23 protein-coding genes and 1 pseudogene are annotated in these 25,216 nt (G+C 61.9%); 11 read left to right on the top strand and 13 right to left on the bottom strand.

What is annotated here, in order from left to right; translation table 11 throughout:
* Window positions 1-1,950 precede the first annotated feature (1,950 nt).
* Window positions 1,951-3,156: a DNA-binding protein gene (locus C2L65_RS29740; RefSeq protein WP_042304402.1), complete on the top strand. Its 1,206-nt coding sequence runs from the start codon at window positions 1,951-1,953 to the stop codon at window positions 3,154-3,156.
* Between the two features lie 81 nt (window positions 3,157-3,237).
* Here C2L65_RS29740 and C2L65_RS29735 read toward each other — a convergent pair.
* The 3 genes and pseudogenes from C2L65_RS29735 to C2L65_RS29725 form a co-directional block, all read right to left on the bottom strand.
* Window positions 3,238-4,283: pseudogene (locus C2L65_RS29735) on the bottom strand (tyrosine-type recombinase/integrase).
* Between the two features lie 165 nt (window positions 4,284-4,448).
* Entirely contained in the window at window positions 4,449-4,847 is a 399-nt protein-coding gene (locus C2L65_RS29730) for a DUF2471 family protein (RefSeq protein WP_042304404.1), read from the bottom strand.
* A gap of 84 nt (window positions 4,848-4,931) precedes the next feature.
* A complete protein-coding gene (locus C2L65_RS29725; protein WP_042304405.1) occupies window positions 4,932-5,546 on the bottom strand; it encodes a helix-turn-helix domain-containing protein in 615 nt (204 codons plus the stop codon).
* Window positions 5,547-5,689: 143 nt separating this feature from the next.
* On the opposite strand from C2L65_RS29725, the gene C2L65_RS29720 reads away from it, so the two are divergent.
* Together C2L65_RS29720 and tdh are read left to right on the top strand one after the other, a co-directional pair.
* The gene (locus C2L65_RS29720; RefSeq protein ID WP_042304406.1) at window positions 5,690-6,889 is read left to right on the top strand and encodes a glycine C-acetyltransferase; all 1,200 of its coding nucleotides are present in this window, start codon (window positions 5,690-5,692) and stop codon (window positions 6,887-6,889) included.
* 18 nt (window positions 6,890-6,907) lie between these two features.
* Window positions 6,908-7,936, top strand: coding sequence for an L-threonine 3-dehydrogenase (tdh, locus tag C2L65_RS29715; protein WP_035998789.1), 1,029 nt, complete (start codon window positions 6,908-6,910; stop codon window positions 7,934-7,936).
* A 30-nt stretch (window positions 7,937-7,966) separates the two neighbouring features.
* Here the strand turns inward: tdh and C2L65_RS29710 are convergent, their stop codons facing one another.
* On the bottom strand, window positions 7,967-8,605 hold the full coding sequence (locus C2L65_RS29710) for a YceI family protein (RefSeq protein WP_233446569.1): 639 nt from the start codon (window positions 8,603-8,605) through the stop codon (window positions 7,967-7,969).
* 118 nt (window positions 8,606-8,723) lie between these two features.
* On the opposite strand from C2L65_RS29710, the gene C2L65_RS29705 reads away from it, so the two are divergent.
* The 4 genes from C2L65_RS29705 to C2L65_RS29690 all read left to right on the top strand — a co-directional run bounded on the left by C2L65_RS29705 (window position 8,724) and on the right by C2L65_RS29690 (window position 11,799).
* Window positions 8,724-9,356 (top strand): TetR/AcrR family transcriptional regulator, encoded by a 633-nt coding sequence (locus tag C2L65_RS29705; RefSeq protein WP_042304408.1) that lies wholly within the window; start codon window positions 8,724-8,726, stop codon window positions 9,354-9,356.
* Between the two features lie 22 nt (window positions 9,357-9,378).
* Complete coding sequence (locus tag C2L65_RS29700) at window positions 9,379-9,855, top strand: nuclear transport factor 2 family protein (protein ID WP_042304409.1); 477 nt, start codon at window positions 9,379-9,381, stop codon at window positions 9,853-9,855.
* A gap of 212 nt (window positions 9,856-10,067) precedes the next feature.
* Window positions 10,068-10,595, top strand: a complete 528-nt coding sequence (locus tag C2L65_RS29695; protein WP_042304410.1) for a hypothetical protein — start codon at window positions 10,068-10,070, stop codon at window positions 10,593-10,595.
* A gap of 334 nt (window positions 10,596-10,929) precedes the next feature.
* Entirely contained in the window at window positions 10,930-11,799 is an 870-nt protein-coding gene (locus C2L65_RS29690) for a LysR family transcriptional regulator (protein ID WP_042304506.1), read from the top strand.
* Between the two features lie 15 nt (window positions 11,800-11,814).
* Here the strand turns inward: C2L65_RS29690 and C2L65_RS29685 are convergent, their stop codons facing one another.
* On the bottom strand, window positions 11,815-12,801 hold the full coding sequence (locus C2L65_RS29685; protein ID WP_042304507.1) for a zinc-dependent alcohol dehydrogenase family protein: 987 nt from the start codon (window positions 12,799-12,801) through the stop codon (window positions 11,815-11,817).
* Window positions 12,802-13,194: 393 nt separating this feature from the next.
* On the bottom strand, window positions 13,195-14,979 hold the full coding sequence (locus tag C2L65_RS29680) for a hybrid sensor histidine kinase/response regulator (RefSeq protein ID WP_042304411.1): 1,785 nt from the start codon (window positions 14,977-14,979) through the stop codon (window positions 13,195-13,197).
* 173 nt (window positions 14,980-15,152) lie between these two features.
* Between C2L65_RS29680 and C2L65_RS29675 the strand changes: the two genes are divergently transcribed.
* A complete protein-coding gene (locus C2L65_RS29675) occupies window positions 15,153-15,554 on the top strand; it encodes a GFA family protein (protein ID WP_042304412.1) in 402 nt (133 codons plus the stop codon).
* A 71-nt stretch (window positions 15,555-15,625) separates the two neighbouring features.
* Here C2L65_RS29675 and C2L65_RS46235 read toward each other — a convergent pair whose 3' ends face one another.
* A complete protein-coding gene (locus C2L65_RS46235) occupies window positions 15,626-15,775 on the bottom strand; it encodes a DUF6496 domain-containing protein (RefSeq protein ID WP_167450353.1) in 150 nt (49 codons plus the stop codon).
* A 350-nt stretch (window positions 15,776-16,125) separates the two neighbouring features.
* Between C2L65_RS46235 and C2L65_RS29670 the strand changes: the two genes are divergently transcribed.
* Window positions 16,126-16,407 (top strand): DUF6723 family protein, encoded by a 282-nt coding sequence (locus C2L65_RS29670; protein ID WP_007732825.1) that lies wholly within the window; start codon window positions 16,126-16,128, stop codon window positions 16,405-16,407.
* Window positions 16,408-16,428: 21 nt separating this feature from the next.
* On the opposite strand, the gene C2L65_RS29665 is transcribed toward C2L65_RS29670, so the two are convergent.
* Window positions 16,429-18,018: a diguanylate cyclase domain-containing protein gene (locus C2L65_RS29665; RefSeq protein ID WP_042304413.1), complete on the bottom strand. Its 1,590-nt coding sequence runs from the start codon at window positions 18,016-18,018 to the stop codon at window positions 16,429-16,431.
* Window positions 18,019-18,442: 424 nt separating this feature from the next.
* Here C2L65_RS29665 and C2L65_RS29660 point away from each other — a divergent pair, with 424 nt between their 5' ends.
* Window positions 18,443-19,183, top strand: coding sequence for an SDR family NAD(P)-dependent oxidoreductase (locus tag C2L65_RS29660; RefSeq protein WP_042304414.1), 741 nt, complete (start codon window positions 18,443-18,445; stop codon window positions 19,181-19,183).
* Window positions 19,184-19,212: 29 nt separating this feature from the next.
* Here C2L65_RS29660 and hpnR read toward each other — a convergent pair whose 3' ends face one another.
* The 3 genes from hpnR to C2L65_RS29645 form a co-directional block, all read right to left on the bottom strand.
* Window positions 19,213-20,754 carry a hopanoid C-3 methylase HpnR gene (gene hpnR / locus C2L65_RS29655; RefSeq protein ID WP_042304415.1) on the bottom strand — a complete coding sequence of 514 codons (1,542 nt, stop codon included), beginning with the start codon at window positions 20,752-20,754 and terminating at the stop codon, window positions 19,213-19,215.
* A gap of 256 nt (window positions 20,755-21,010) precedes the next feature.
* The gene (locus C2L65_RS29650; protein WP_042304416.1) at window positions 21,011-21,493 is read right to left on the bottom strand and encodes a cupin domain-containing protein; all 483 of its coding nucleotides are present in this window, start codon (window positions 21,491-21,493) and stop codon (window positions 21,011-21,013) included.
* Between the two features lie 125 nt (window positions 21,494-21,618).
* Window positions 21,619-22,920: a sugar efflux transporter gene (locus C2L65_RS29645; protein ID WP_042304417.1), complete on the bottom strand. Its 1,302-nt coding sequence runs from the start codon at window positions 22,918-22,920 to the stop codon at window positions 21,619-21,621.
* A gap of 233 nt (window positions 22,921-23,153) precedes the next feature.
* Here C2L65_RS29645 and C2L65_RS29635 point away from each other — a divergent pair, with 233 nt between their 5' ends.
* On the top strand, window positions 23,154-23,684 hold the full coding sequence (locus C2L65_RS29635; RefSeq protein WP_042304419.1) for a hypothetical protein: 531 nt from the start codon (window positions 23,154-23,156) through the stop codon (window positions 23,682-23,684).
* On the opposite strand, the gene C2L65_RS29630 is transcribed toward C2L65_RS29635, so the two are convergent.
* Together C2L65_RS29630 and C2L65_RS29625 are read right to left on the bottom strand one after the other, a co-directional pair.
* The gene (locus C2L65_RS29630) at window positions 23,681-24,547 is read right to left on the bottom strand and encodes a S66 peptidase family protein (RefSeq protein ID WP_042304420.1); all 867 of its coding nucleotides are present in this window, start codon (window positions 24,545-24,547) and stop codon (window positions 23,681-23,683) included. The two genes, C2L65_RS29635 and C2L65_RS29630, sit on opposite strands and share 4 nt — an antisense overlap.
* On the bottom strand, window positions 24,544-25,071 hold the full coding sequence (locus C2L65_RS29625; RefSeq protein WP_042304421.1) for an ankyrin repeat domain-containing protein: 528 nt from the start codon (window positions 25,069-25,071) through the stop codon (window positions 24,544-24,546). The genes C2L65_RS29630 and C2L65_RS29625 overlap by 4 nt, the downstream gene beginning before the upstream one ends.
* Between the last annotated feature and the right edge of the window lie 145 nt (window positions 25,072-25,216).

Genomic DNA, 25,216 nt, shown 5'->3' with positions numbered 1-25,216 from the left:
GCGTCGAGTCAGGAAGAGATTTCGCGAAAGCATACCGGCTGTGGTGATGCGCGTCTATAGCACCTCTCTCACCTACGTTGGGTGAAATCAGTTTACCCTGCCTGACTCACCAGGCGCGGGTCCCGAAAACCCTCACCGTTCGCGGCGAGAAGCCTCTTCCGGCTGCGTTGATGGTCGCGGACCAGGCGTAAACGGCATCGAACCGGCCGATCCAGAAGGTCCCGAATGATTTCCCGAAGATTCTCACCATTGCGAGCGTCGCAAATCCGCGACGCCGGTTTGGGCTGCCAGCATCACCGGCGCACAGCGCGGACAAACGCGCGCGCACTCTTGTAAGACGTGCCTTTCCCTTGACGCGTCCGATGCTGTAGGAACAGAGGATCCACACATGTACGTCGCGCGGTTCAACGCGACGTCCGATCTGCGTGCTCCGATCCACAACGCGGAGCGTTCCACCCGTCATGAATGGCACCCAGAAGGCGGAATGTTAAATCCGAGCACCGCATCGCAACTCTGACGAGCGGTCTTCAGACCTCGACACAAGCACTGATACCCGAATATCCTCACCTTTGGCCGCGCGCAAGACGAGGTCTGGCGGCATTTCACGCCCCATCGATAAATCGTCGACGGAGAAATGCTCCCGAATGTTCTCACCTTGAGCGGCGATCGCTCGTAATGAATGGATCGCTCAGCACCCGCCCGTCGGCCCCCGAATACGCTCACCTTTTGACAACAATCGACAAAAACCTAATCAATTTAGGCACTTAGCTCATGTCTATTTGCCCGGCTGGTCCGCGGGTAAGACGTTAGTCTCCTGAAAAGACTCACCTTTAGCTGGTGGCGGCATGAAACGATGCCTAAAAACTGGACGAACAGCCCTCCCGAAAATCCTCACCTACGCAAAAACGCTGGGTGATCGACGGCTCGCATCGGGCCGCACCGGAACTGCCTGCGGCGGCGATTTTTGCAGGGCGAGTCCCGCATTTCCTCACCTTTTTGCTCCGACGCACGCTTAATCCCTCCCGTAACATCTCACCTTTCGGCTTCCCGTGACGATTCTGGCGCAAGATATGCGTGCATTTTGCGAATCCTGAATCCGCTCACCTTTGATACTTGGGTTGGTGCAAACGTCGTTTTTCTTCTCCTGTTCTAAAAAAGAAGCGCGCTCTGCGCTCCCGTAAAGCCTCACCTTTGTGCATTGCGCGTCAAAAATCGCCTCAAAACGGCTTCCCGGCCCCGAAAAGTCTCACCTTCGACTCCTGTTTTCTCCCGTGAGCGCTCACCAAGCACTCTTCGAGCTCTTAAAATCGACTCAAATCGCCCTCGATTCCCTCTCCTGAATCCCCTCACCACCCTTCGGCCAGTGCGAAATCGAGGCAGCCAGCGTATACGGGCCGCAACCAACCGATGGCTCCCGAAAAACTTCACCTATAATCAGCGGCCACTTTCACGGTGCTCCCGAAGGCACTCACGATCTTTCCCGAGCCTGCTCACCCGTGTCCCTGAACTCCATCACTGCGTTATCCTGCCGAAGCTCACCATCCATCCCGTAAAGCTTCACCTGATCGGACGCTACGCCTTATCCAGTAAGGCTTCTGCCTGGCGTTAACGTTTTTAACTAAGGTTCAAAGGTGTTTACTTTTATTACTCTCAACAACGGGCCCCGCGAGCTTCCCAAAGAACGATCACACCAACATCGGGAAAGCTCCCGCACTGCATCGTGAAACAGTGCCAAAACATCCTGCTAGCACATAAATATATTTATTAACAACGGCTTAGCAGGTATTCTTCGATTTGTTTCACGGATCAACCCACGTCGTTGATACCAACGCACCGAATTTGGCTTGATCTCACCGTCTGTGGCGAGAAAGACGCATCAAGCCCTAAAAACGTATCAAACACTACGTAAATTGTTATGATTCGTCGAACTCACGTAGCGCAGAGACAATCATGAACCTGGACGAAGAACGCCAAGCCATCCGAAAAGAACTCGATACACTGCGTGCCAATGGGGCGCGTCGCCAGGAACTGTCGCTTCATGCCTGCAAACGCCTCTTCTTCGACCTCGGCATTCGCCCATCCATGGCCGCCGTGCGTGACTTGACGCAAACGGGCAGTGCGAGCGACATCCCAAAAGATATCGACAGTTTCTGGGAGCGCATTCGCTCCGCCTCGCGCGTGCGTGTCGGCGCCGGCGCAATTCCCAAAGCGTTAGAAGAAAAAGCGGGTGAACTATTGGGTGCGCTTTTCGAAGATGCGCTGTTACACGCGAAGGCATCGCTCGACGAAGAGCGCCAAGAGCTCCATGCATTGCGCGCTGCGGCCGAGCGCGATTCTCACGAAGGCAAAATTCGAAAAGAAGTTTCCGAAGAAGCTATACAGCGCAGCGAGGCACGCGCCGACGCTGCCTGGGAACGCGTCCGTCTTCTTGAGACTCAACTTGCCGCAGTGAACACCAGCGGATCGGCTCATCAGGAAGGATTGAAGGCGTCCGTCCGGCGCCTGGAAGCCGAGAACGAATCGTTGCACAAGCGTCTTGATACCGAACAGTCGACGAACGCGGGCCTGCGTGACCGTCTCGATGGGTTGCATGCCGAAATGCGGCAAAACGCCGAACACTACGCGCAACAGATCAAGGATGCCGTGGCCGAGGCCGAGCGTCGCGTCAAGCCGATGCTCGTGGAACTGGACTCCCTGCGTGCGATGGCTGCGACGTATCAGACGGGAGTACGCGATGCGAGCCGGAAGGAATTCGATTTCATCCAGCAACTAGCGGCTGCCAAGGCGCGTGGCGACAGGCTGGAGGCGCAATGGCGCGAACAATCGGACGAACTCGATCTGCTGACGCGCCAGATGACTGCGCTGCGCGCCCAGCAAGGCATCGACCCCGCCGTCGCGGAATTGCTCTGTCAGCTGGCAAGTGCCGGCAGGCTGAGCACGCAGGAATTGGAGTCGATCGGAACGGCCGCCGATGGGCATGTTGCGGTGCCGACACGCTGTCCGAAATGCGCCGAAGGTGAGCCGGAGCTTTCGCAGGTCGATCACCGCTACGAGCTCCTTTGTCCCGAATGCGAGCACTCGTCGGGAACGGGTGGTTCGCGGTTGGCGGCGGTGACACGTTTTATGTCTACGACGCAAACTTCGGCGCTGACCTGATCGCAAAACGAACGCGTTTCTCCGAAAGCGCTCGAGGTGAGGGTTTACGGGGCTTCCAAGGTGAAGGTTTACGGGAGCCGTCTAGCCGCGGTCCTGCGTCTGCTCGGGATCTTCAGAAGACGCAGGTGTTTCTGCGAGCCGCGTTTCAGCGTCAAACTTTTCCTGGTCATTCCACATCTTCCACGCGCGATGCAATCGATTCGCGGAAACAGCCTGCGCGAATCCAAGCCATTGTCCAACGACCTCCGGCTCCACCCCGTTTTCGAACAGATCGGCAGCGAACGAGTTACGCAAAGTGTGCGGACTTGCACGTGCTTCGCGCGATCGACTGATTCCGGCCGCTTCGACAAGAGCGTCGACGGCGCGAAGCATCGTCGCCTTATGCATTGGACGACCCGATGGCGACGCGGGGAAAACCAGTTCGCCGGGCAGTTCCGCTTGCTTGCGTTCGTCGAGCCAGGCGTCCAGAATGGACACGGCAAATGGTGCGAGCCGTGTTCTCCGCGTGAACAATGGATTGGTCGCTTCGATCACCACCCACGGCGAACCCGCTGTCATGCAATCAACCGAAATCGTGCGCGCTTCGCCAGTCTTGATACCGCCGCCCAGAAAAACAGCAATCAACGCGCGATCGCGGCGCTCGCGCCAGCGTTGGGCCGACGTCAGATTTGTCACGGGCGAAGAAAGATAAGCGATCAAGGCCGAACGCTCGGCGACGGTCAGAAACCCTGTCGGTTCGTTGTCGCGCGCGTTACGCCATTCGGCTTCGCCATCCTGAGCAATGAATCGCGCGGGGTTGGTCGATGCAAGTTCGATCTCGCGCACGTGGTCGAGTACGCGCTCGATCAACCGGAGATATCGGGCGCGTTGCGGCTTTCGGATCGACAGTCCGCCGACGAATTCCGCTATCGATCGCATGTCGACCGTCACGAGATTCTTGTGACGCGCCTGTAGCCATTCGAGAAAAAGCCCCCACTGCGCCCGATACACCTCCGCCGACGAATGGCGAAAATTTTGTCCGGCGAGCCATGCATCGAACGCGGCGCGCGGATCGATCAGCCAGTCTTGACGTTCGCTATCGAATAGGTCGGCGCCAGCTGCGGATAGACCAGTGGGGCCAACAGGATCGGTGGAGACCATAGTCTGTCTTTCCGTTAGTTGCATGGAACGATTGTAGTCGGTCAACGGGCGGGACACTTTGTGTTGGAAACTGCCGGCGTCCCGCCTCGGCAGGCCGCGCAGACTTTACGCGCATAAACTCCTGCCGCCCGCAGTGACGTCCAATCAACGCGTCATCCGCCCCATGCTCGCCCAGCACCGCGCTCATCGCTCGCAACTCGACTTCTGGTCGTTGAAGCCTTCGACTTCTCCGCAGCGTCGTAAGCCGCGACAGCGAACGCAAACACAGCCGGCAGCGCATTCGACCGGCCAAAGTCGACGGGATCATCGGTCTCGGGGAACTGAAAGTCGTCGGGCCGTTGAAACAACCCAAGCATCACGGGATCGTGCCGGCTGGCGAAACCGAGATCCGCGAGCGCTTCCGCTTCGATCGCATGCAGAAGCCGCCAGGTGAGCGGAACCTCCTGCACGATGTATCGCGCCGCAATGTGCCGGACGATGTGTTCGAGGTCACGCGCTGCGGACTTGAAGCGCAGCGCAGCCAGATCCTGTTCCTTGTTCAGTTCGTTCATTCTTCGGCTCCATCGGACTGCGTATACTGTACAAATATACAGTGGTTGCTGCAAGCCGGGTACGCCGAAGAATTGCGATTCAGGCTAGCCGTGAATGACGACAAGCAAGGCTTTGGCCTCGCCTTTCCCCGCGTTGCGGATCGCATGCGGCTCGTCGGCGACGTAGCGTGCGGTGTCGGCCACCTTCAGGCGCTTCGTGGTTCCTGCCGCTTCGATATCGATGGCGCCGTGCAGTACCGTCAGATGCTCGCGCGTCCCCGGTTCGTGCGCGCTCGACACCAACGCACCACCCGCTTGCAGCGTCAGTTCGTACCATTCGAATTTCCCCGCCAGATCGATCGGCCCCCACACGCGCAACTGGTATCGCGCGTCGTGGCCGCTCAGCGTCGGAATTTCATGCGGGCCGGACACGGCAATCGGCTCCGGCGCTTTCTGCGGTGCAAACAGCGAATCGAGACTGACGCCCAACGCGTTTGTCAGCCGCCACGCGACGGCGATCGTCGGATTCGCCTTGTCGCGTTCGATTTCCGACAGCATCGATTTCGACACCCCGGCCGCGCGCGACAGATCGTCGAGCGTCATTTTGCGTTCACTGCGCAATCGTTGAATCTGCTCACCAACGCGCGGCGGCGCCGCAACCGACTGCGCTGCCGTCGCAGCCGTAGACGACGAACTCCTGCGCGTTCCCGAACTTGCCATTTCCTGACCTATCGTTTAGAGTTGTTCGACATATCGAACTTTAGTTCGAAAAAACGAAAATTTCCGATAAAACTGAAGCCGACTATAACAGGCCGCCGCGCCGCATGGTGCGCTGCAAAGCCGCCCATTCAAGGAGCCGTTTCATGCGTGACCCATTTCTCGCGCATCTGCGCAGCACGCTCGACCAGATTCGCGCCGATGGTTTCCACAAGACCGAGCGCGTGATCGCGAGCCAGCAATCGTCCGATATTCGTCTCGAGAGCGGCGCCGACGTGCTGAACTTCTGCGCGAACAACTATCTCGGCCTCGCCAACGACGCGCGCCTGATCGCCGCCGCGAAAGACGGGCTCGACCAGGACGGCTTCGGTATGGCGTCGGTGCGTTTCATCTGCGGCACGCAGACCGTACACAAGGAACTCGAGCGCGCGCTGTCCGCATTCCTGAAGACGGACGACTGCATCCTCTACTCGAGCTGCTTCGATGCAAACGGCGGCCTGTTCGAAACGTTGCTCGACGATAACGACGCCATCATCAGCGACGAACTCAATCACGCGAGCATCATCGACGGCGTGCGTCTGTCGAAGGCGAAGCGTTACCGCTACAAGAACAACGACCTCGCCGACCTCGAAGCGAAGCTGCGCGAAGCCGATGCAGCGGGCGCGCGCTTCAAGCTGATCGCGACGGACGGCGTGTTTTCGATGGACGGCATCATTGCCGATCTCGCGGGCATCTGCGATCTCGCGGACCGCTACGGCGCACTCGTGATGGTCGACGATTCGCACGCCGTCGGCTTTATCGGCGAACACGGACGCGGCACGCCCGAGCATTGCGGCGTGCTCGAACGCGTCGACATCATCACGGGCACGCTGGGCAAGGCACTGGGTGGCGCATCGGGCGGTTACATCGCGGCGCGCCAGGAGGTCGTCGATCTGTTGCGGCAGCGCTCGCGTCCCTATCTGTTCTCGAACACGCTGACGCCGAGTATCGCCGCCGCATCGCTGAAGGTGCTCGAACTGCTCGCCAGCGACGAAGGCAAGCAGTTGCGCGAACGCGTACGCGCAAACGGCGCGCATTTCCGTCAGGCGATGAGCGCGCACGGCTTCACGCTCGTGCCGGGCGAACATCCCATCATTCCCGTGATGCTCGGCGACGCGCAACTTGCATCGAACATGGCCGACGCGCTGCTCAAGGAAGGCGTGTATGTGATCGGCTTTTCGTATCCCGTCGTGCCGAAAGGCCGCGCGCGCATTCGCACGCAGATGAGCGCCGCGCACACGGCGGAACATATCGATCGGGCCGTCGATGCATTCGCGCGCGTCGGCCGTTCGCTTGGCGTGATCTGAAACGGGGCATCACTAGCAATGAAAGCACTGGCAAAACTCGAACGCGCACCCGGCCTCACATTGACCCGCGTGAAGAAACCCGAAGTGGGCCACAACGACGTGATGATCCGCATCACGCGCACGGCCATTTGCGGTACCGATATCCATATCTGGAAGTGGGACGACTGGGCGCAAAAAACCATTCCTGTGCCGATGCACGTCGGTCATGAATATGTCGGCGAAATCGTCGAAATGGGCCAGGAAGTGCGCGGCTTTTCGATCGGCGACCGCGTGTCTGGCGAAGGGCATATCACGTGCGGCTTCTGTCGCAACTGTCGCGCGGGACGTCGTCATTTGTGCCGCAATACCGTTGGCGTTGGCGTGAATCGCGAAGGCGCGTTTGCGGAATATCTCGTGATTCCCGCGTTCAACGCGTTCAAGATTCCGCCCGAAATCTCCGACGATCTCGCCGCGATCTTCGATCCGTTTGGCAACGCGACGCACACGGCGCTGTCGTTCAATCTGGTTGGCGAAGACGTGCTGATCACGGGCGCGGGACCGATCGGCATCATGGCCGTCGCGATCGCGAAGCACGTGGGCGCGCGCAACGTCGTGATTACCGACGTCAACGATTACCGCCTGGAGCTCGCGCGCAAGATGGGCGCGACGCGCGCGGTGAACGTGTCACGCGAATCGCTGCGCGACGTGATGAGCGATCTGCACATGACGGAAGGCTTCGACGTGGGCCTCGAAATGTCGGGTGTGCCGAGCGCGTTCACGTCGATGCTTGAAGCGATGAACCACGGCGGCAAGATCGCGTTGCTCGGCATTCCGCCTGCGCAAACGGCGATCGACTGGACCCAAGTCATCTTCAAGGGCCTCGAAATCAAGGGCATTTATGGCCGCGAGATGTTCGAGACCTGGTACAAGATGGTCGCGATGCTGCAAAGCGGACTGGATCTTTCGCCGATCCTCACGCACCGCTTCGCCGTCGACGATTACGAACAGGCGTTCGCCACGATGCTGTCGGGCGAAAGCGGCAAAGTGATCCTCGACTGGACCGTCTGACCGCGTCTCGCCGCGCGCATACAAATAGAATCAACTCGCAGCGCGCGGCCGTTCAGCCTCTGCCTGAATGATGACGTGAATATCGTCGCCTACTGCGGGATACCACGTCGTCAGACCAAACTTCGAGCGGCTGAACTGGCCGTCCGCTGAAAAGCCGAGCGTATCGGCTTTCGTCAGCGGATCGACGCCGTAGCCATTGAACGTCACATCGAGCGTCACCGGCTGCGTCACGCCGCGTATCGTCAGATCGCCCGTCAGCTTGCCGCGTGCATCGCCCGTGCGCTCGAAGCGCGTGCTGACAAAACGGATCTGCGGATTGCGCTCCGCGTCCAGCATATCCGTCCCCTTCACCATCTTGTCCAGCTGCGGGACGTTCGTGTCGATGCTCGCCGCGTCGATCGTCACCGCGACCTGGCTCTTGTCGAGCCCGCCTTCCCTCCAGTCGATCTCCCCCGCCACGCGATCGAAGCGCATCGTGAAGCGCGTGTACTTGAAGTGATCGACGTTGAACGTGACGCTCGTGTGATGCGGATCGAGCTTGTACTGGCCGACGGGCACGCGCGCTTCCGTTTGCGTGACGGTATGCGTGACGACCTGCAACGGCGTACATGCGCCTAACGCCACCGTAATCGCAATCGCGGCCACGGCGCGGCGAAAAATGATGCTCATGACACTCATCCTTTTAAAACGATTCTCCAACACGATAATGCCTGAAGCGCCGAAGTGACCGCAAATGCGAAGCAAGCGAATACTTGACGAAGGAGAATGATCGTTCTACCCTTCGCGCATGGCTACTCTCGACGACACGACTGGCAGCGCGCGCGAGCGGCTGCTCGACGCCGCGGAAGCACTGATTTACGCGGGCGGCATTCACGCAACGGGCGTCGATGCGATCGTCCGGCAATCGGGCACGGCGCGTAAAAGTTTCTACACGCATTTCGAATCGAAAGATGCGTTGGTGGCGGCCGCGCTCGAGCGGCGCGACGAACGCTGGATGAAATGGTTTATCGAAGGAACCTTACGCCGTGGCAAGCATCCGCGCGCGCGCATGCTCGCCATGTTCGACGTATTGCGCGAATGGTTCGTATCGGAAGACTTTCATGGTTGCGCGTTTCTCAACGCCGCGGGCGAGATCGCTTCGCCTGACGATCCGATTCGCGTCGTTGCGCGCGAACACAAGGAGCGCCTGCTCGAGTTCGTGCGCGCGCAATGCGACGAATACGTCGCCTCGACGGGCGGCGATAGCCGGCGCGCGGCGCGGCTGTCGCGGCAATGGCTGATCCTGATCGACGGCGCGATCGGCGTCGCGCTCGTGAGCGGCGACGCCGATGCCGCGCTCGACGCGCGCGCCGCAGCCGGACATCTGCTCGATTCCAATAGTGCAAGCACCCGCTCGTCCAACGGGCGAGCGTCCACCTGACGCAGTTCAACGAGGAACCATCATGGCTGATATCGAAAGACGCCCTCCCGTCCCGCCGTTCACGCGCGAGACGGCCATCCAGAAAGTGCGCGCCGCTGAAGATGCATGGAATACGCGCGAGCCCGAGCGCGTGTCGCTGGCTTACACGCCGGATAGCAAATGGCGCAATCGTGCGGACTTCCCCACCGGACGTCCGGAAATCGTCGCGTTCTTGCAGCGCAAGTGGGCGCGGGAACTCGACTACCGGCTGATCAAGGAACTGTGGGCCTTCACCGACAATCGCATCGCGGTGCGCTTCGCCTACGAGTGGCACGACGATTCGGGCAACTGGTTCCGTTCGTACGGCAACGAGAACTGGGAGTTCGACGAGAACGGACTGATGGCGTATCGCCATGCGAGCATCAACGACAAGCCGATCCGCGAAGAAGATCGGCTCTATCGCTGGCCGCTGGGCCGCCGTCCGGACGATCATCCGGGGCTGTCGGAGCTGGGCCTGTAATCCGCGGTCATATTGACGGTGAACGCGCGCGCGGCGCGTTCACCGGACCGTAACCGTTTGTCCGCTATCGTCGATGTCTGCACGCGTATTGTCGTTCCGAGCGCACACTCCATCTCACTGCAAGATTTGTGGGGTAGAGTGCGCGACTGGAGAGGAATTCGACACTAATCGCGACATTCAGACGCCGGCGCGCGACCGGTTGCGGAGAGCACATGCCGTTTGGAAAGATCAAGAACAAGATTCGTCGAGCATGCGCGGCGGCAGCGGTAGCAGGCATTGGTTTGATGGGAGCGTCGGGTGCGCAGGCAGCCGACTGGTGCAGCGGCGGCGTGTGGGTCGATGCGATGCTCGGCTCATATCATATCGACCCGGACCCGGGCACCGACTTCGAGCAGTTCAATCCTGGTCTTGGCGTCGAGTGCTGGCTCAACGGGCAATGGGCGCTGACGGCGGGCGGCTTCCGCAATTCGTTGCGTCGTCCATCGTGGTACGGCGGCGGTGTGTGGGCGCCCGAGTTCGTACACTGGGGCTTCATCCGCCTTGCCGTGATGGGCGGCATTATCTCCGGCTACAACTACGGCAACTGGGGACTCGGCCACGATCACACGATCGGGCCAGTCGCCGCGCCTATCGTGATGGTCGAGTACAAGCGCGTCGGTGCGAACTTCATTCTGATTCCGCCTATTCCTTCGGATAACCTGCCGTTCACAATCGGGTTTCAGGTGAAGGTGAAGTTCTGAGATCGGTTCACTCGTCGTGATGGGTGAGGGTTTTCGGGAGTCATGCGTGCGGTGAACAGGTGACCTAGTGGTTGCATCACCTGAAGCGCCAAAACCCCGCTATAAAGGCTGGAAAAGCACGCGCGGCATTCAAACAGGTGGCCTCGCAACGAGCCTGCGCTCATCAAAGGTGAGGTTTTGCGGGATGTCGGATACGCGTCCGACGCGCTCCTGAAACCTCTCACCTTCACGAGGCAACTGTGCAAATCCAGCGAGCACGACGATCACCGCAAGCCCGCCGACGCCGTTCATAATCGCAGGCAACGCGACCTATCGCATGCGGCTGAAGGCGTCTATGAACGATTCGAAACTGGACTGGAGCGACGTGCGGATCTTCCTTGCCGTCGCGCGCTGCGGCACGCTGGGCGCGGCCGCGCGCCAGCTAGGACAGACGCAGCCGACGATGGGCCGGCGTCTGCGCGCGCTCGAGGAAGCCGTCGGTCATACGCTGTTTCAGCGCACGGCGGAAGGCTTCGTACTCACCGACGAAGGTCATGCCGTACTCACGTACGCCGAGCGCATGGAAGAAGAAGCGCACGCGTTCATGCGTTCGCTTGCGGGCAACGAGCAGCAACTAACGGGCGCGCTGCGTGTCTCGTCGTCGGACTGGTACGGCATTCATGTGCTGACGCCGGTGTTCGCTGGCTTTCTTGCGCGCCATCCGCAGATGTCGATCGAACTGATCACCGATTCGCGCCGCTACAACCTCGCGCGCCGCGAAGCCGATCTGGTGTTCCGCATCACGCCGTTCGACGAACCCGACGTCATTCAGCGCAAGCTGATGCACATGGACTACGCGCTCTATGGGCACATCGATCTCGTCGCGCCCGCGCGCGGTGATGGCGCAGGCCAGTCGCTCATCACCATGGATACCGCGTTCGGCGAGTTGCCCGACGTCGCGTGGATCCGGCAGATGCTGCCGAACGCGCACATCGCGTACGCAAGTAACAATCGCGGTGTGCAGGCGCGCATGTGCGCCGAGGGCGGCGGTTTCGCGGTGCTGCCTTGCCCGCTCGGCGACAACACGCCGGGCCTGCGGCGCATCGATCTGGGCGAAGCGCCGCCGGGCCGCGACGTTTGGCTTGGCTACCATCGCGACCTCAAACGTCTCGCACGTCTGCGCGCGTTGCTCGAAGTCGTGATCGAGCGGCTCGCGAACGTGTGAGCCGACCCGCCACCGTCATTCGATTTCAACCACGATCTTGCCGCGCGCGGTCCGCTCGGTAATCGCGTCGTACGCGCGTTCCGCCGATCCAAGATCGAAGCGGCGCGGATCGAGATACGGTGCGAGCTTGCCCTGCTCGGCAAGACGCGTCGCCTCGGCGAGCATCTCGCCGTGATGCGCGCGATGCTGACCGGTGAGCAACGGATGCAGCGTGAACACACCGGAATACGTGGCCTCGCGGAATGACAGCGGCGCGAGCGCATGCGTGCCCCAGCCGAGCGCGCTCACGACATGCCCGAAATGCTTGACGGCCGCGAACGATGCATCGAGCGTTGCGCCACCGACGGTATCGACGACGAGATCGAAACCTTCGCCCGCGGTCAGTTCACCAACATACTGTTCGACGGTACGCGCCGCGTAGTCGATCGGCGTCGCGCCGAATCGCGCGACGAGATCCTGATCGCGCGCGCTCGCCGTCGCGAAGACCCGTGCGCCGAGCGCGCGCGCCAACTGCACCGACACGTGCCCGACACCGCCCGCACCGCCTTGCACGAGCACGGTTTGACCCGCCTGCAAGTGCGCGCGGTCGACGATGCCCGCATACGACGTGATGAACGCGAGCGGCAACGCGGCGGCTTCGTGCATCGACAGATTGGATGGCTTGTGTGCGAGCAGTTGCGCGTCGACGGCCGCGTATTGCGCAAGCGAACCCTGAATGCCGCCGACGCCGCCCGTCATCCCGTAGACCTCGTCGCCGATCTTGAAGCGCGTCACGTCCGCACCGAGCGCGACGACTACGCCCGCGAGATCGATGCCGAGCACGAGCGGCAGCGGATGACGCGCATGCGCGGCGCTGCCCGCGCGAATCTTCGTGTCGAGCGGATTGAGGCCGCTTGCGCTTATCCGCACGAGCACCTCGCCGCGTGCCGGCTCGGGAATGGGCATCGTGGTCGGTACGAGGGGACCTTTGTACTGGCTGAGAACGAGGGCTTGCATGGACATGGTGTGCTCCGGCAGAAGATGAACGCGGTTGACGGAAGACATGATCGACGAATGCAGAACCCTGGTAAATCAACGATTTAGCACGACGACCAAACAGAAATGCATGGCCGTGGACAAGCAGGTGGAAGCGCAGTTCGTTACCTGGGTCTACGAACAGAAGACAGCGGCAAGCGCGCCGTGTGGCGTAAAGGTGAGAACTTACGGGAGTGAGCGGAAAGCACTCTGAACGCGCACCGCCACAAAGCGCAAGCCCTTGATGGATAAGGCTTTGCGGGCATCGTCAAAGATGCCGTGACGAATGCGGACCGATCAATGGTGAGAGTTTGCGGGACCTCTGCAAAGTGACGTCGGTGCGCACGTCCCGGCTCACCTTTAGCGCAAGCGGGATTAACGTCAGACAAGACCGCTGATGTTCCGGCCGTCGCGATGCGACAGCACGTCGGCGAGCCGTTCCATCGAAACAGGCTTGGTCAGGTGATAGTCGAAGCCTGCCGCGAGCGCGCGCGACTTGTCGGATTCCGAGGAGTAGCCGGTCAGCGCGATCAGGAACATGTGCGCCAGCGCCTTGTTCGAGCGGATCGCGCGCGCTACTTCGAAGCCGTCCATCTCCGGCATGCCGATATCGATGATGCCCACTTCGGGCAACGCCTGCGCCGCGACCTTCAACGCATCGCGGCCGCTGCGCGCGATGATCACATCGTGACCTTCGAGTTCGAGCAGCAGATGCAGCGCGTCGAGCGCGTCGGCGTTGTCGTCGACGAGCAGGATGCGGCTCGGCTCGGCGCTCGCCGCGGCCGCCGCCGTCGCATCGGGCGCGATGCGCGTCTCACGGTCGAGTATCGGCAGCCGCAGGACGACGCGCGTGCCAAGCCCGACGCCCTGGCTGTCGAGCGTAATGGTGCCGTCGTGCAGTTCGATGAGCCGCTTCGCGACCGCGAGCCCGATGCCGAGTCCGCCTTCCGAGCGGCGCGCGCTCGATGGCGACTGCGCGAACAGTTCGAACACATGCTCGAGCGCGTCGGGACTCATGCCGACGCCGTTGTCCTCGATGACGATCGACACCATGCCGCTGTGCGCTGCCTCATCGGCTGCGCTGTCCGTGTCCGTTTGCACGCGCAATTGCAGCGTGCCGCCCGCAGGCGTGTATTTGGCCGCGTTCGACAGCAGGTTGCCGACCACCTGGCTCAGGCGTACATGATCGGCGCGCACATAAACGGGCTGGTCGAGCCCGTCGATTACGAGGCGATGCTTGCGCGCGTCGATGTGATGCTTGAGCGCCGTGATCGCGTCGTACACGATTTCGTTCAGTGACGTGCGGCTGTACTTGATCGCGAGCTTGCCGTGTCGCAGGCGCGCGGCATCGAGCAGATCGTCGACGAGCGTGCGCAACTGGCGCATCTGCCGCTGCGCGATGGCGAGGACATCGTTGGCCTGCTCCTGGCCTGCGCAGAGCACCTTGAGCGCGGCGATGGAGCTGTCGATGGGCGCCATCGGATTGCGCAATTCATGGCCGAGCATCGCGATGAATTCGTCGCGCCGGTGCGCTGCGTCTTCCAGCGCGCGCCGCGCCTGTTGCGCGGCCTCGGTTTCCGCTTCGGCGGCCTGTTGCGCGTCGAGCAGCGTGAGCGCCGCGCCCGCGAGAACGGCAAGATTGCCGAGCAGGCGCAAGTCCTCGCGATCGAAACGATGTGTATCGTGTGACGCGACCCAGATCGCGCCGAGCGGCTTCGACGCGGGGCAACGAATCGGAATCGGCGTGATGATGCCTTCCGTGATGACCGCGCCCGCATCGCGCAGGCTCTTGAAGAAGGTGTGCGGCTCGACGAACAGCTGCGGCGCGCCGAGTTCGAGCGTCATCCCGCACGGACATTCGGCCCACGCCGTGGTTTTGCCTTCGAACGCCGCGCACGCGCCGGCGACCGCGCGCCAGCGGAACACGGCCGCGCCTTCGCTCGTCGTTTCAAGCAGGCTGATGCCCGCGCTGCCTGCGCGGCACGCACCGAGCGCCGCATCGGCGATGGCTTGCAGCAAGGTGTCGCGGCGTCCCGTTTGCGCGCTTGCGACGGTGACCAGCGTGCGGACTTCGGCGGCATGATCGGGTGCGCGTGCCGGCCGGTCCTTCAGATCGTCCGTGCGCAGTACGCCCGCCCGGCGGGCGCTTTCGATACCGTCACTCATAATGCTCGATGGAGAATGATTCGCAGCGTGCCGTCGCGTCGGGACCCGGCGAACGGGAGTTTATCGATGCAGTATAGGCGTTGCGTCCGGGATGATTGCTGCGGAATTTCGCGGCATCATCATTGGTATGTTCCCTGCGTGTCAACAAAACTCAACCTCAATGGAGAGACGCGATGAACCAGCAAAAGACGTATGGAGGCGGGTGCGCGTGCGGCGCCGTGCGTTTCCGCGCGATCGGTTCGCCGATGCGCGTCGGGATGTGTCATTGCATGACGTGTCGGCAGGTGCATGGATCGGCCTTCAGCTCTTACGCGATATTCGACCGCAGCGCCGTCACGTTGACGGGCAACACGCGCGAATGGCAAAGCTCGGAGCAGGGCCGGCGTCATTTCTGTCCGCTGTGCGGATCGGTGGCGTTCATGAGGTATGCCGATCGCGAGGAAATCGCTTTACCGCTTGGCGCTTTTGACGAGACGGGACTGTTCGAGCCCACGTATGAACTCTGGTGCAAGCACAAGGAACCGTGGCTGCCGCGCGGCGTGCGCCCCGAATACGACGAGGAGCGCGCGCACTAGCCTGTGCGGAACCACTTCACGCAGGCGCTGCGCGACGCGATCGATCCGCCCGCGCAGCGTCCCGTCGATATCTAGCTGTGCTTCTTCGGAATCTTTGCGCCTGACTTGCGCGCCTGATTCAGCGCGATGGCGACAGATTGCTTCTGCGATTTGCCCGCCTTCTTTTCGGCCTTGATGTTGCGCCCGATGGTTTCCTTCGATGTGCCTCGCTTGAGTGGCATGTCGCTCTCCTTTTCCCATTGCAAAGACGCGTGGCCTTGCGCCGCCGCTCGTGCATTTCAGCATGCGCCGTTCCCGACGCGTGCCGCGCACACATCGCACATACGGGTAGACATGCCGCGCATCGCGTTCGTGAAGCGTTGGCCGAAAAAGCGGTACGTCGCTTGCTGAAAGGGAATGCAAGGACGTCGAGCACAGGAGCAAACCGCGGCGTTGCGACAGCGGCAATTTTTGCCGCGTTGGTAGGAACGGTCGCGCATTCGTGTGCATTCACTGCGCAGAGGAATGCGTCATTTCAACCGGTATGCCGGCGAAAGCGCCGAGCCCGGCATCCACAGGAGGGAGTTGCAAGATGACAAGGCCACGGATGATTTTCCCGAAAGCGCGCAATGCTGTGGCCTCGAAACCCGAGTCGACGGACGACTATCAGATTTACGCCACTTACCGCCGCACGACGGAAGGTTCGTACATGGGCCAGTTGAAGGTCGTGCGCAAGACGGATGGCCGCTTGCTGTTTCCGTTCACGGGCGCACCCGACATCGGTCCGTTCACAGACGGCGACCAGGCGCGCGAAGCCGCGCAACGTCACGGCGAAACCGTCGTGCAGTCGGATCTCGACAATCCTGAACCGTGAGGTCCCGGCACTAAACGGCCGCTAGGCCGTCGCAGTCATCGCCGGCTGTGGATGGCTGGCCGCTTCGAGGGTCGAGAAAAAGCAGAGGTTGTTCTTGCCCATGTTCTTCGCGACATACATTGCGCGGTCCGCACGCAGAAGCAGTTGTTCCGCGTTGGCAGCGTCATTGGGATACAGGCTGATGCCGATGCTTGGTGTGACGCTCACGGCGTCGCTGGGGAGCGCAATCGGCTGGCCGACTGCATCGAGCACTGCCCGCGCCACGGGTTCGATCTGCAGCATGCTCCCGACCTCTTCCAGAATGACGACGAACTCATCCCCGCCGAGCCGCGCGACCGTATCGCTTTCGCGGACGCTATGCACGAGCCGCTCGGCGACGGCTTTCAACACGTCGTCGCCGACGGCGTGCCCGAGCGTGTCGTTGACCTGCTTGAAGCCGTCGAGATCGATGAACATGACGGCGATGTGCATTCCATGGCGTTTCGCGCGGGAGATGGCGTGCTTCAGACGCTCGTCGAGCAGCACGCGGTTGGGCAGTCCCGTTAGCACGTCGTGCGTGGCGAGGTTGCGCAGACGCTGTTCGTGCTGATGGCGTTGCGTGACGTCGCTGAGAATCGCGACGTAATGTGTGTGTCCGCCATCGCGTCCTTGCACGCCTGCAATGGACAGCGCCTCCAGATAGATGTCGCCGCTCTTCTTGCGGTTCCACACTTCGCCGTGCCAGTGGCCCGTTTCTTTCAGGCTTTGCCAGAACGCGCGATAGAACTCGGGCGACTGACGGCCTGAACTCAGCAGCCTCGGATTGCGCCCCAGCACTTCCTGTTGCGTGTAGCCGGTGACCCGCGTGAAGGCAGGATTGACCCGCTCGATATTGCCGTGCGAGTCGGTGATCATCACGCCGTCGCGCGTCAGGTCGAACACGCGATTGGCCAGCCACAAGTGATAGCGCGATTCGCTCAATGCGTCGTCGCGCTGGCGCATGAGCCAGATCGACACGCTGACCGCGCCCGTCACACAGATCACGATGCACGCGAACGTCGCCCAGAACATCGCGCGAAAGATGGATTCGCTTTTGCCTGCAAGCTCCGTCGCCTGCAACGTGTTGGTGTCGATGCACTTGCCTATCAGCACATCGAAACCGTTGAGAAACTCGATGTTGCCGTCGAACCACTTAGCCGCCGCTTCGTAATCGCCTCGTTCCAGCAACGCGACAGCTTTCCGGAGAATCGCGCGGAACGTCGGCAGACTGTTCGCGATCTTGCCAGCGAGCAATGCTTCGGGCGGGGAGCTGACGCCGGACGGAAAATACGCCCTCCAAGCGTTCTCGATGCGCACCTCGTCTGCCTGGACCACCTTCAGCGATGCGGCCGTCCTCACGGGATCGCGAAACTGGTTCGCCTTCCAGAATTCGCGGCGCGCATCGAGCGAGGCCGCGCGGAGCTCGTTCAATTGCGCGATGGGAAGCATGTTCCCCCGATACAGCGTGTCCGTGTACGCGTCGAGTCTGGAGAGCCCCGCCAGGCCGCAACTCGCGAGCGCAATCAGTACGGCGACGCTGGCGAACAATATGCCGGCAATCCGGAAGCGGTAGAGACGCGTGATGGTTTTCATGCAATGTCTAAAGGCGAGGGCAATACGGTGCGCGGCGGCGCGCAGTCCGCTCACGGCTTGCGTCGGTACGGTCGAAAAGGCCAGAGTGTCAGTGTGTGTGGTGCAAGGCCGCGAGAGGCGTCGCTGTTCGCATCGCGATCGTGCTGCTTACGAGGGTCTTTGCGAGCTGACCCTTTCATTCCCCCCGCGAACAGGCGCGGACGGCATCGAGCGAACATGAGATTGACGAAAAATCAGACTGCGTTCCATGATTTTTGTCACTGTCGCCGACACTGTGTGCATACGCGATGCGCTCTCGCAGACACAGGTCAGATCCGAGGCGCTGATGCGAGCGTGCAGTTCACGGGCAGCCGCTTGCATCCGCTGCCTATAATCACGCGACGATTCCCGCGCCGCATGCGCGAGAGGACAACGGAGACACACGATGAAGCGAAACAGCGCACTGGTGATTGGCGTCGGCGCCGAACTCGGACTGGGCGCGGCGCTGTGCAGGAAGATCGCCGCGAACGGGTATCACGTGTATGTCGCGGGCCGCACGCAGGCCAAACTCGACATCGTGACGAACGGCATTACGGGCGGCGGCGGATCGGCCGAATCGTTCGCGATGGACGGCACATCGGAAGCGGACATCATGCGTCTTTTCGACCGGGCGATGTCGCCGCCCGACGATATCGATGTGCCATCGCTCGTCATCTATAACGTCGGCAACAACCGGCACGTTCCGTTTCGCGACCTGACGGAAGCGCAGATGCAGGACTTTTTGCGCTCCGGGCCGGTCGGCGGCTTTCTGGTGGGGCGCGAAGCGGCACGGCGTCTCGCGCCGCTCGGCCGTGGCACGGTGATCTTCACGGGCGCATCGGCGAGCCTGCGCGGCAAGCCCGGCTTCGCGCATTTTGCCGCGGCAAAAGCCGGGCTGCGGATGGTCGCGCAAAGCATGGCGCGCGAGTTCGGGCCGCTCGGGCTGCATGTCGCGCATGTGGTGATCGACGGCGGCATCGACGGCGAGCGGTTGCATGTCTCGCGTCCGCAGGCTGCCGCCGAGCGCGGCGAAAACGGACTGCTGAATGTCGACGCCATTGCAGAAGCGTACTGGCAGCTCCATCTTCAGCATCCGTCCGCATGGACGCACGAGATCGATCTGCGTCCTTTTAAAGAGCCGTTCTGACCGCGCGGGCAAGGCGCGCGCGGTTGCGATCAGCCCGTACCCATGCGGGTCTGATCGACGAATTTCTCGGTTGCGTCGTCGATCTTGCGGCCTTTGCGTCCCGCCGGACCGTGTACGTACAGCACCTTGACGTTGCTCTCTTCCGGCGGTTGCGCGGGTGGCGGCGTCATCTCGTAGCGCACTTCGCGCGCGTGATCGCTCAATTGCAGATTCGGATTGAACACCGAGTTGAAGCGCCACAGCATCCGCACGAAGTTCGTCTGTCCGCGCATCAACAGCGAAGCCGCTTCGCCCGCCGCGCGATACAACGCGCCCCAGCCGAGATGCTTGCGGTTGAGCACCTGCTGCGTGCGTACCAGTTCCGCGTAAAACTCGGCTAGCGGCAGCTTCGTCGGCAGCACGGCATGCTGGATGTCGTAGAGCCGATAGTCGAGGCTCGTCAGTCGCCGTTGTTCGCGCAACCATATTTCCGTGCCCGGATACGGCGTGGTCACGCTGATGTTCACAATCTCTGGAATTTCCAGGCACCATTGCCGGATCGTTTCGAAGCGCTCGTGATCCCAGTCGGGATCGGCGATCAGATTGATCGCGACCGTGATGCCGAGCGAGCGCGCGAACGCGAGTGCCTCGAAGTTCTTGTCGACGTCGATGCGCTTGCGAAACGCCTTCAGCCCTTCGGCGTCGACGGCTTCGAGTCCGATGAACATGTATTGCAGACCGAGCGTGCGCCAATACTCGAACACTTCCTTGTTGCGCAACAGCACGTCGCCGCGCGTCTCGAGGTAATACTTCTTGCGGATGCCGCGCCGCTCCACTTCACGACCGATCGCCATGCCGTGATCGGCATGCACGAAGGCGACGTCGTCGACGATGAACACGCCCGGCTCGCGAATCGACGCCAGTTCGTCGGCAATGACTTCGGGGCTGCGCGAACGATAGCTGCGTCCATAGAACGTCCACGCGCTGCAGAACGTGCAGTCCCACGGGCAGCCACGCGCGAACTCGATCGACGCGCACGGATCGAGCACGCCGATGAAGTACTTGCGCCGATGCCGCAGCAGATCGCGTGCGGGGCGAATCTTGTCGAGGCTTTCGGTGAAGCCGGGCGGCGGCCCTTCGCCCTTGCTCGTGACGACGCCCGGAATGCGCAACAGCTCGTCCTTGCGCGCAACGGCAGTCAGCAGCTCGACGACCTTCGCTTCGCCTTCGCCCTTGAGGATGCAATCGATCGCACCTTCCGCGTGTTTCAGCATGTCGCGCGCGGTGAACGACGCGCTATGTCCGCCGACGAACACGAAGCAGCCCGGCAAATGCGCCTTGATCGCCTTCGACAGATCGATGATTTCGGGGATATTGGCGAGATAGTTGGCCGAGAAACAGACCACGTCGGGCCGCCACGTGCGCACGAGATTGTGCAGCGCGCGATGGGATTCGACCTGCAGGTCGATCAGGCGGATATCGTGGCCGGCTTCGCGTATCACGGCGGCGACCGTTTCGAGACCGAGCGGCTCGAGGCGCAGATATACGCGGGTGTACATCAGGCCACTGGGGTGAACAGCGAGCACCTTCATGAGATCTCCTTGCGGCGGAAAGGGCGCGCGCGCTGGGACGCTGCGTGCCGGGCTTTCGTGCTGGTATCCCCGGTACGGGTCGACTGCTGAGCCTGTGCGTCCTGCCGGACCTCACCGCAGTGGGCTCTATACGATTCTACTTGCCATCGGGTGGGCTTGCTCGGTGGGGGGGCGTAGTGGGCAGGTGAGGGTTTTCGGGAGTCGAAGGGTGGCTTGCATGTGGCGGGCGCCGGCGGGGCAACCCTTCGCGTCAAACTCAGTCCGGCCTCCCGTCATGGTCGCCGAGCGGTCTGGTCGGCCAGTCCACCCAGCGATCGGGGCGGGTAAGTTCATACGCTTCGTTGAGCGGATAACGAATACGGTTATCGTCGCGCGGACGTTCGCCGATCACCATCAGCCTGACGTCCTCCTTCGTATTGTTGATGAAGGTATGGCAGATGCCAGTGCCTGCCGGAAACGCGACGGAATCGCCTTCAGCAATGGGATAAAGCGTCCCGTCGATCCATACGTCGGGCTTGCCTTCGAGCACGTACACGAACTCCTGCTCGGTACTTTCGGCATGTGGATACGACGTCCTTCGGCCAGGCAGAAGCCTTATGTGATGAATGCCGATGCGCGTAATGCCGAGCGCGGCGGAAAGCGGCGCGTCCAGCGCCATTGGCTCGGTATCGCCGGGATAGGAGTGCGCATCCGGTTGTTCGAGTTCAGTCCAGTGTTTGATGAAATCCGGTCGGCTCATCAGTTGCTCTCCTTTGGATTGAATATCGATAATAGCGGCTTGCGGGGAGGACACGACGTGTTCGCCTCTATTGGCACCTTTACGCATCGCCGCAAGATCGCAAGCGATGCACTGAGTTCACTCCCTCACTGAGCAGGATGCCGCCAGTCCTCCCACGCATCCCGCACCCGCAACGCAATACGTTTCCACGGCGGATCAGCAAACAGAATCAGCGCCCCAAGCGCGAGGCATCCACAGACGAGAAACGTCCCCCGATAGCCAAGACCCGCGACCAGCACCCCCGACAACACACCCGACAGAATCGACCCAACCCGCGAAGCGTTGAAGAACAACGCAGTCGCCGCGCCGGGCGAACGCGGATTCAGGTCCTGCATATATGTCATGCCAAGACACGACGTGACGGCCACGACGAATGCATTGAAAGCCTGCATGGGGATCAGCACGCTGACAGTGCCCGCTGCCGCGACTGCGATGAAATACACCACATGAACGGCCGCGCATGCCGCGAGCCAGTTCAGCTTATTGAGCGTCGAGCCGCGCGCGCCGAGCGCGAGCATCATCGGAATTTCGAGGAATGCGCCGAGCCCGAGCATGATCGACACATCGAGCCGCGTGCCCTTCAGGCCATGCACGACGTAAAGCGGCAACACGATCATCGTCGCGTTCGCGGCGAGGCCGATCAGGGTCAGCGCGACGACGGAACGCCAGATCTGCCGCTGCGTGCCGGGCGCATGAGGCGGCGAGGGCGGCGGCGGCTCGGCGGGCTCGGTGACGGTCGTCACTTCGAGCGACGAAGCCGGGTCGCCCGCATAGTGCGCCGGCGTGCTGTGCGGATCGCCAGCGGGCGATTCGCGCATGCGCCACACGATCGCGCCGCATGCCGCGAAGCACGCCGCCGCGAACAGAAAGAGCCCGTAAAAGCCTGCGCCCGCCAGCACCAGCGCGCCGACGGACGGCCCGAACACCCACGCCATCGACAGCACCGTGCGCAGCGTCGCCAGCGCGAACGAGCGCTCTGCTTCGTCGTTCACGGGCAGCGCCGCGCGACCGAACGAGAACACCAGCGACATCGCCGAGCCGCCCGCGCCGAGAAACGCCACGCCGATCACGAGCAGCGCCAGATAGTTGCGCACGAAACAAAGCAGCAGAAAGCCGAGCGAGGCCGCGATCAACGCCGCGAGCAACAGCGCGCGATGATGCCCATGTTTATCCGACCATTTACCCGCCCACGCGCTTGCGACCACACCGCTCGCCGCGATCAGCGTCATGAACAGACCGAGCTGCAACGGCGACATGCCCGTCTGCTCGACACCGAACAACGACAGATAGGGCGCGGTGAACGACATCGCGATGCCCAGCATCAGCGTCGCGCCGGCAAGCGGCATGAAAGAATGAATGCGCGTGAGACTGGCGAAGCGGGAGTTCATCGAGGGCGCGTGTTCGAACTGTGGGATGCGGGCGCAAGTGGGGAATCGCGCACGCAAGGGGCATTGTCGAACGCAAAGCGCATCGCGCGCAACGCAGTTTCGTCATGTTGTGCAAAGAATGCGCGCCGCATGCGTGAAAACATCAGAAGCCCGCCCGGCGTCAAGGGCAAGCGAAATGCAGCGACGTAAAGCGCTTAGACTGATTGGCTCGTTACGTTGACACGCTTTGACAGATGACTGAACTCAAAGGCTCGATCGAATCCTACATATTGGCGAAGGACGGCAACCGTCCGCATCTGTTGACGGATGCATTCGCGCGCGATGCGTCTTTGGCGATGACCGTGAAAACAGCCGCCATCGCGTTTCCGCAAGAAACGCACGGGCGCGATGCGATTGCGTCCGTGCTGGTGAGCGACTTCGCGCTGAAGTACGAGAACGTGTACACGTTTTGCGTCGGCGCGATACCCGCCGCTAACCAAAGCGAGTTCTCGTGCGACTGGCTCGTCTGCATGACGGAAAAGGCGACGGGCGCGGCGCGCGTCGGTTATGGCCGCTACGAATGGACGAGCGATGCGGCATCGTCGCGAGTGACGCGGCTGCACATCACGATCGAAGAAATGACGACACTCCCCGCAGAGTTTGCCGAAAGCATATTGCGTTGGGCGAGCCGCTTGCCATACCCGTGGTGCGCGCGTGACGCGCTGAGTAAAGACGCGCCCGGCATCGAAACCGTTCAGCGCGTCATCACGCAACTGACGCGCTAACGCACCAGTTGATCGCCTTCGAGCGCTGCCGGCGCGCCATACGTCCACGCATGATTGCGCGAACCGTGGCCGATCGGAAAACCCGCGTAAATCGGCACGCCATACGGCTTCAACAGATCGACCATCATGTCGTGCAACGTGAAGTCCGCATTTTCGGGCAGCGGACAGCGGACGAAATCGCCGAGCACGAAGGCACGCGCGCCGTCGAACACACCCGCTTCGCGCAACTGCATGACACTGCGGTCGATTCGATAGGCAAGCTCGGTCACGTCTTCGAGCAGCACGATTGCGCCGTCGCAGCGCGCCTGCCACTGCGTTCCCGCGAGACTTGCGAGCACGGTAATGTTGCCGCCCGCAAGATGTCCTTCGACTCGACGCGCATCCGAGCCATACAGAAGCTGCAATGGCACGGGCGCGGCGCGCTCTTCGTGCAGCTCGGCGCGCATGCTTGCGCGCGAAGCGTCGTCGAGTTTGGTCGCGAGCCCGTTCAACGTCGGACCGTGAATCACGCGCACGTTCGGCATGCCATGCAGCGCGCCGAATAGCGCAGTCGCGTCCGAAAAACCCACAAGCGTTTTCGCGCACGGCACGGCATCGGGCAGCGCATGCAGCGTATAAATGCTGCCGTAGCCGCCGCGCGCCACCCAGACGATATCGACGGAAGGATCGGTCAACGCGCGATGCAGATCGGCGGCGCGATCTTCATGTTTGCCCGCGTGATAGCGATAGCGGTCGCGCACATGCGTACCGACCTGAACGCGCAGGCCCCAGCTTTCGAGCAATGCGATGCTTTCCTCGACGTGCTGCATGTCGGGCACGCCCGCCGGCGCGACAACGGCGACTGTCTTGCCTTCCAGCTTCATGCGCCTGCCTTTTTCGCGAGCAGCGCGGCCGTTTCCGGTGCGCCCATGCGGCTTGCGGCGTCGGCGGCCGACACGCCGTTCGCATCGCGCGCGTTGGGATTCGCGCCATGCGCGAGCAGCAGCTCGACCATCTCCGTGCGATTGAACATCGCGGCAACCATCAACGCCGTGCGTCCGTCCGGCGACGCGCCTTCGACATCCGCGCCATGCGCGAGCAGCGTCTTAACGACGTCTGTGAAGCCCTTGAATGCCGCGCCCGCGAGGGGCGTCTGTCCGTTGTCGTTACGCAGGTTCGGGTCCGCGCCGCGCTCGAGCAGCACGCGCACGGCATCCGCATGGCCGTGATAGGCGGCGAGCATCACGAGGCTGTCGCCTTTCTCGTTGCGCAGATTCGGCGGCGCGCCTTTCTCGATGACGGCAGCCAGCATGTTCGCTTCGCCGCGCCGGGCTGCGTCGAATATTTCGCGCGCCACTTCGAGCAGATCAGGATCGATGTCGTCTGGGCTGCGCTTGTCGTCTGTCATGAAGCTTCTCCACTGTCGAACGAACGTCGCCGTTCGCACGGCGCGTCAGGTACAGCAGAGGATACAGGCAATGCCTGTTTGATGTTGTCCTTGGCCGGGACTCACGTTGCCCGGCAAAGAGATGCGCAACGAGGATGGGCAAAAG

The sequence above is a fragment of the Paraburkholderia terrae genome (assembly GCF_002902925.1).
Lineage (GTDB): Bacteria > Pseudomonadota > Gammaproteobacteria > Burkholderiales > Burkholderiaceae > Paraburkholderia > Paraburkholderia terrae.
Note: the sequence above shows the minus strand (reverse complement) of the source record. Positions and strands in the feature narration are given on the sequence as shown.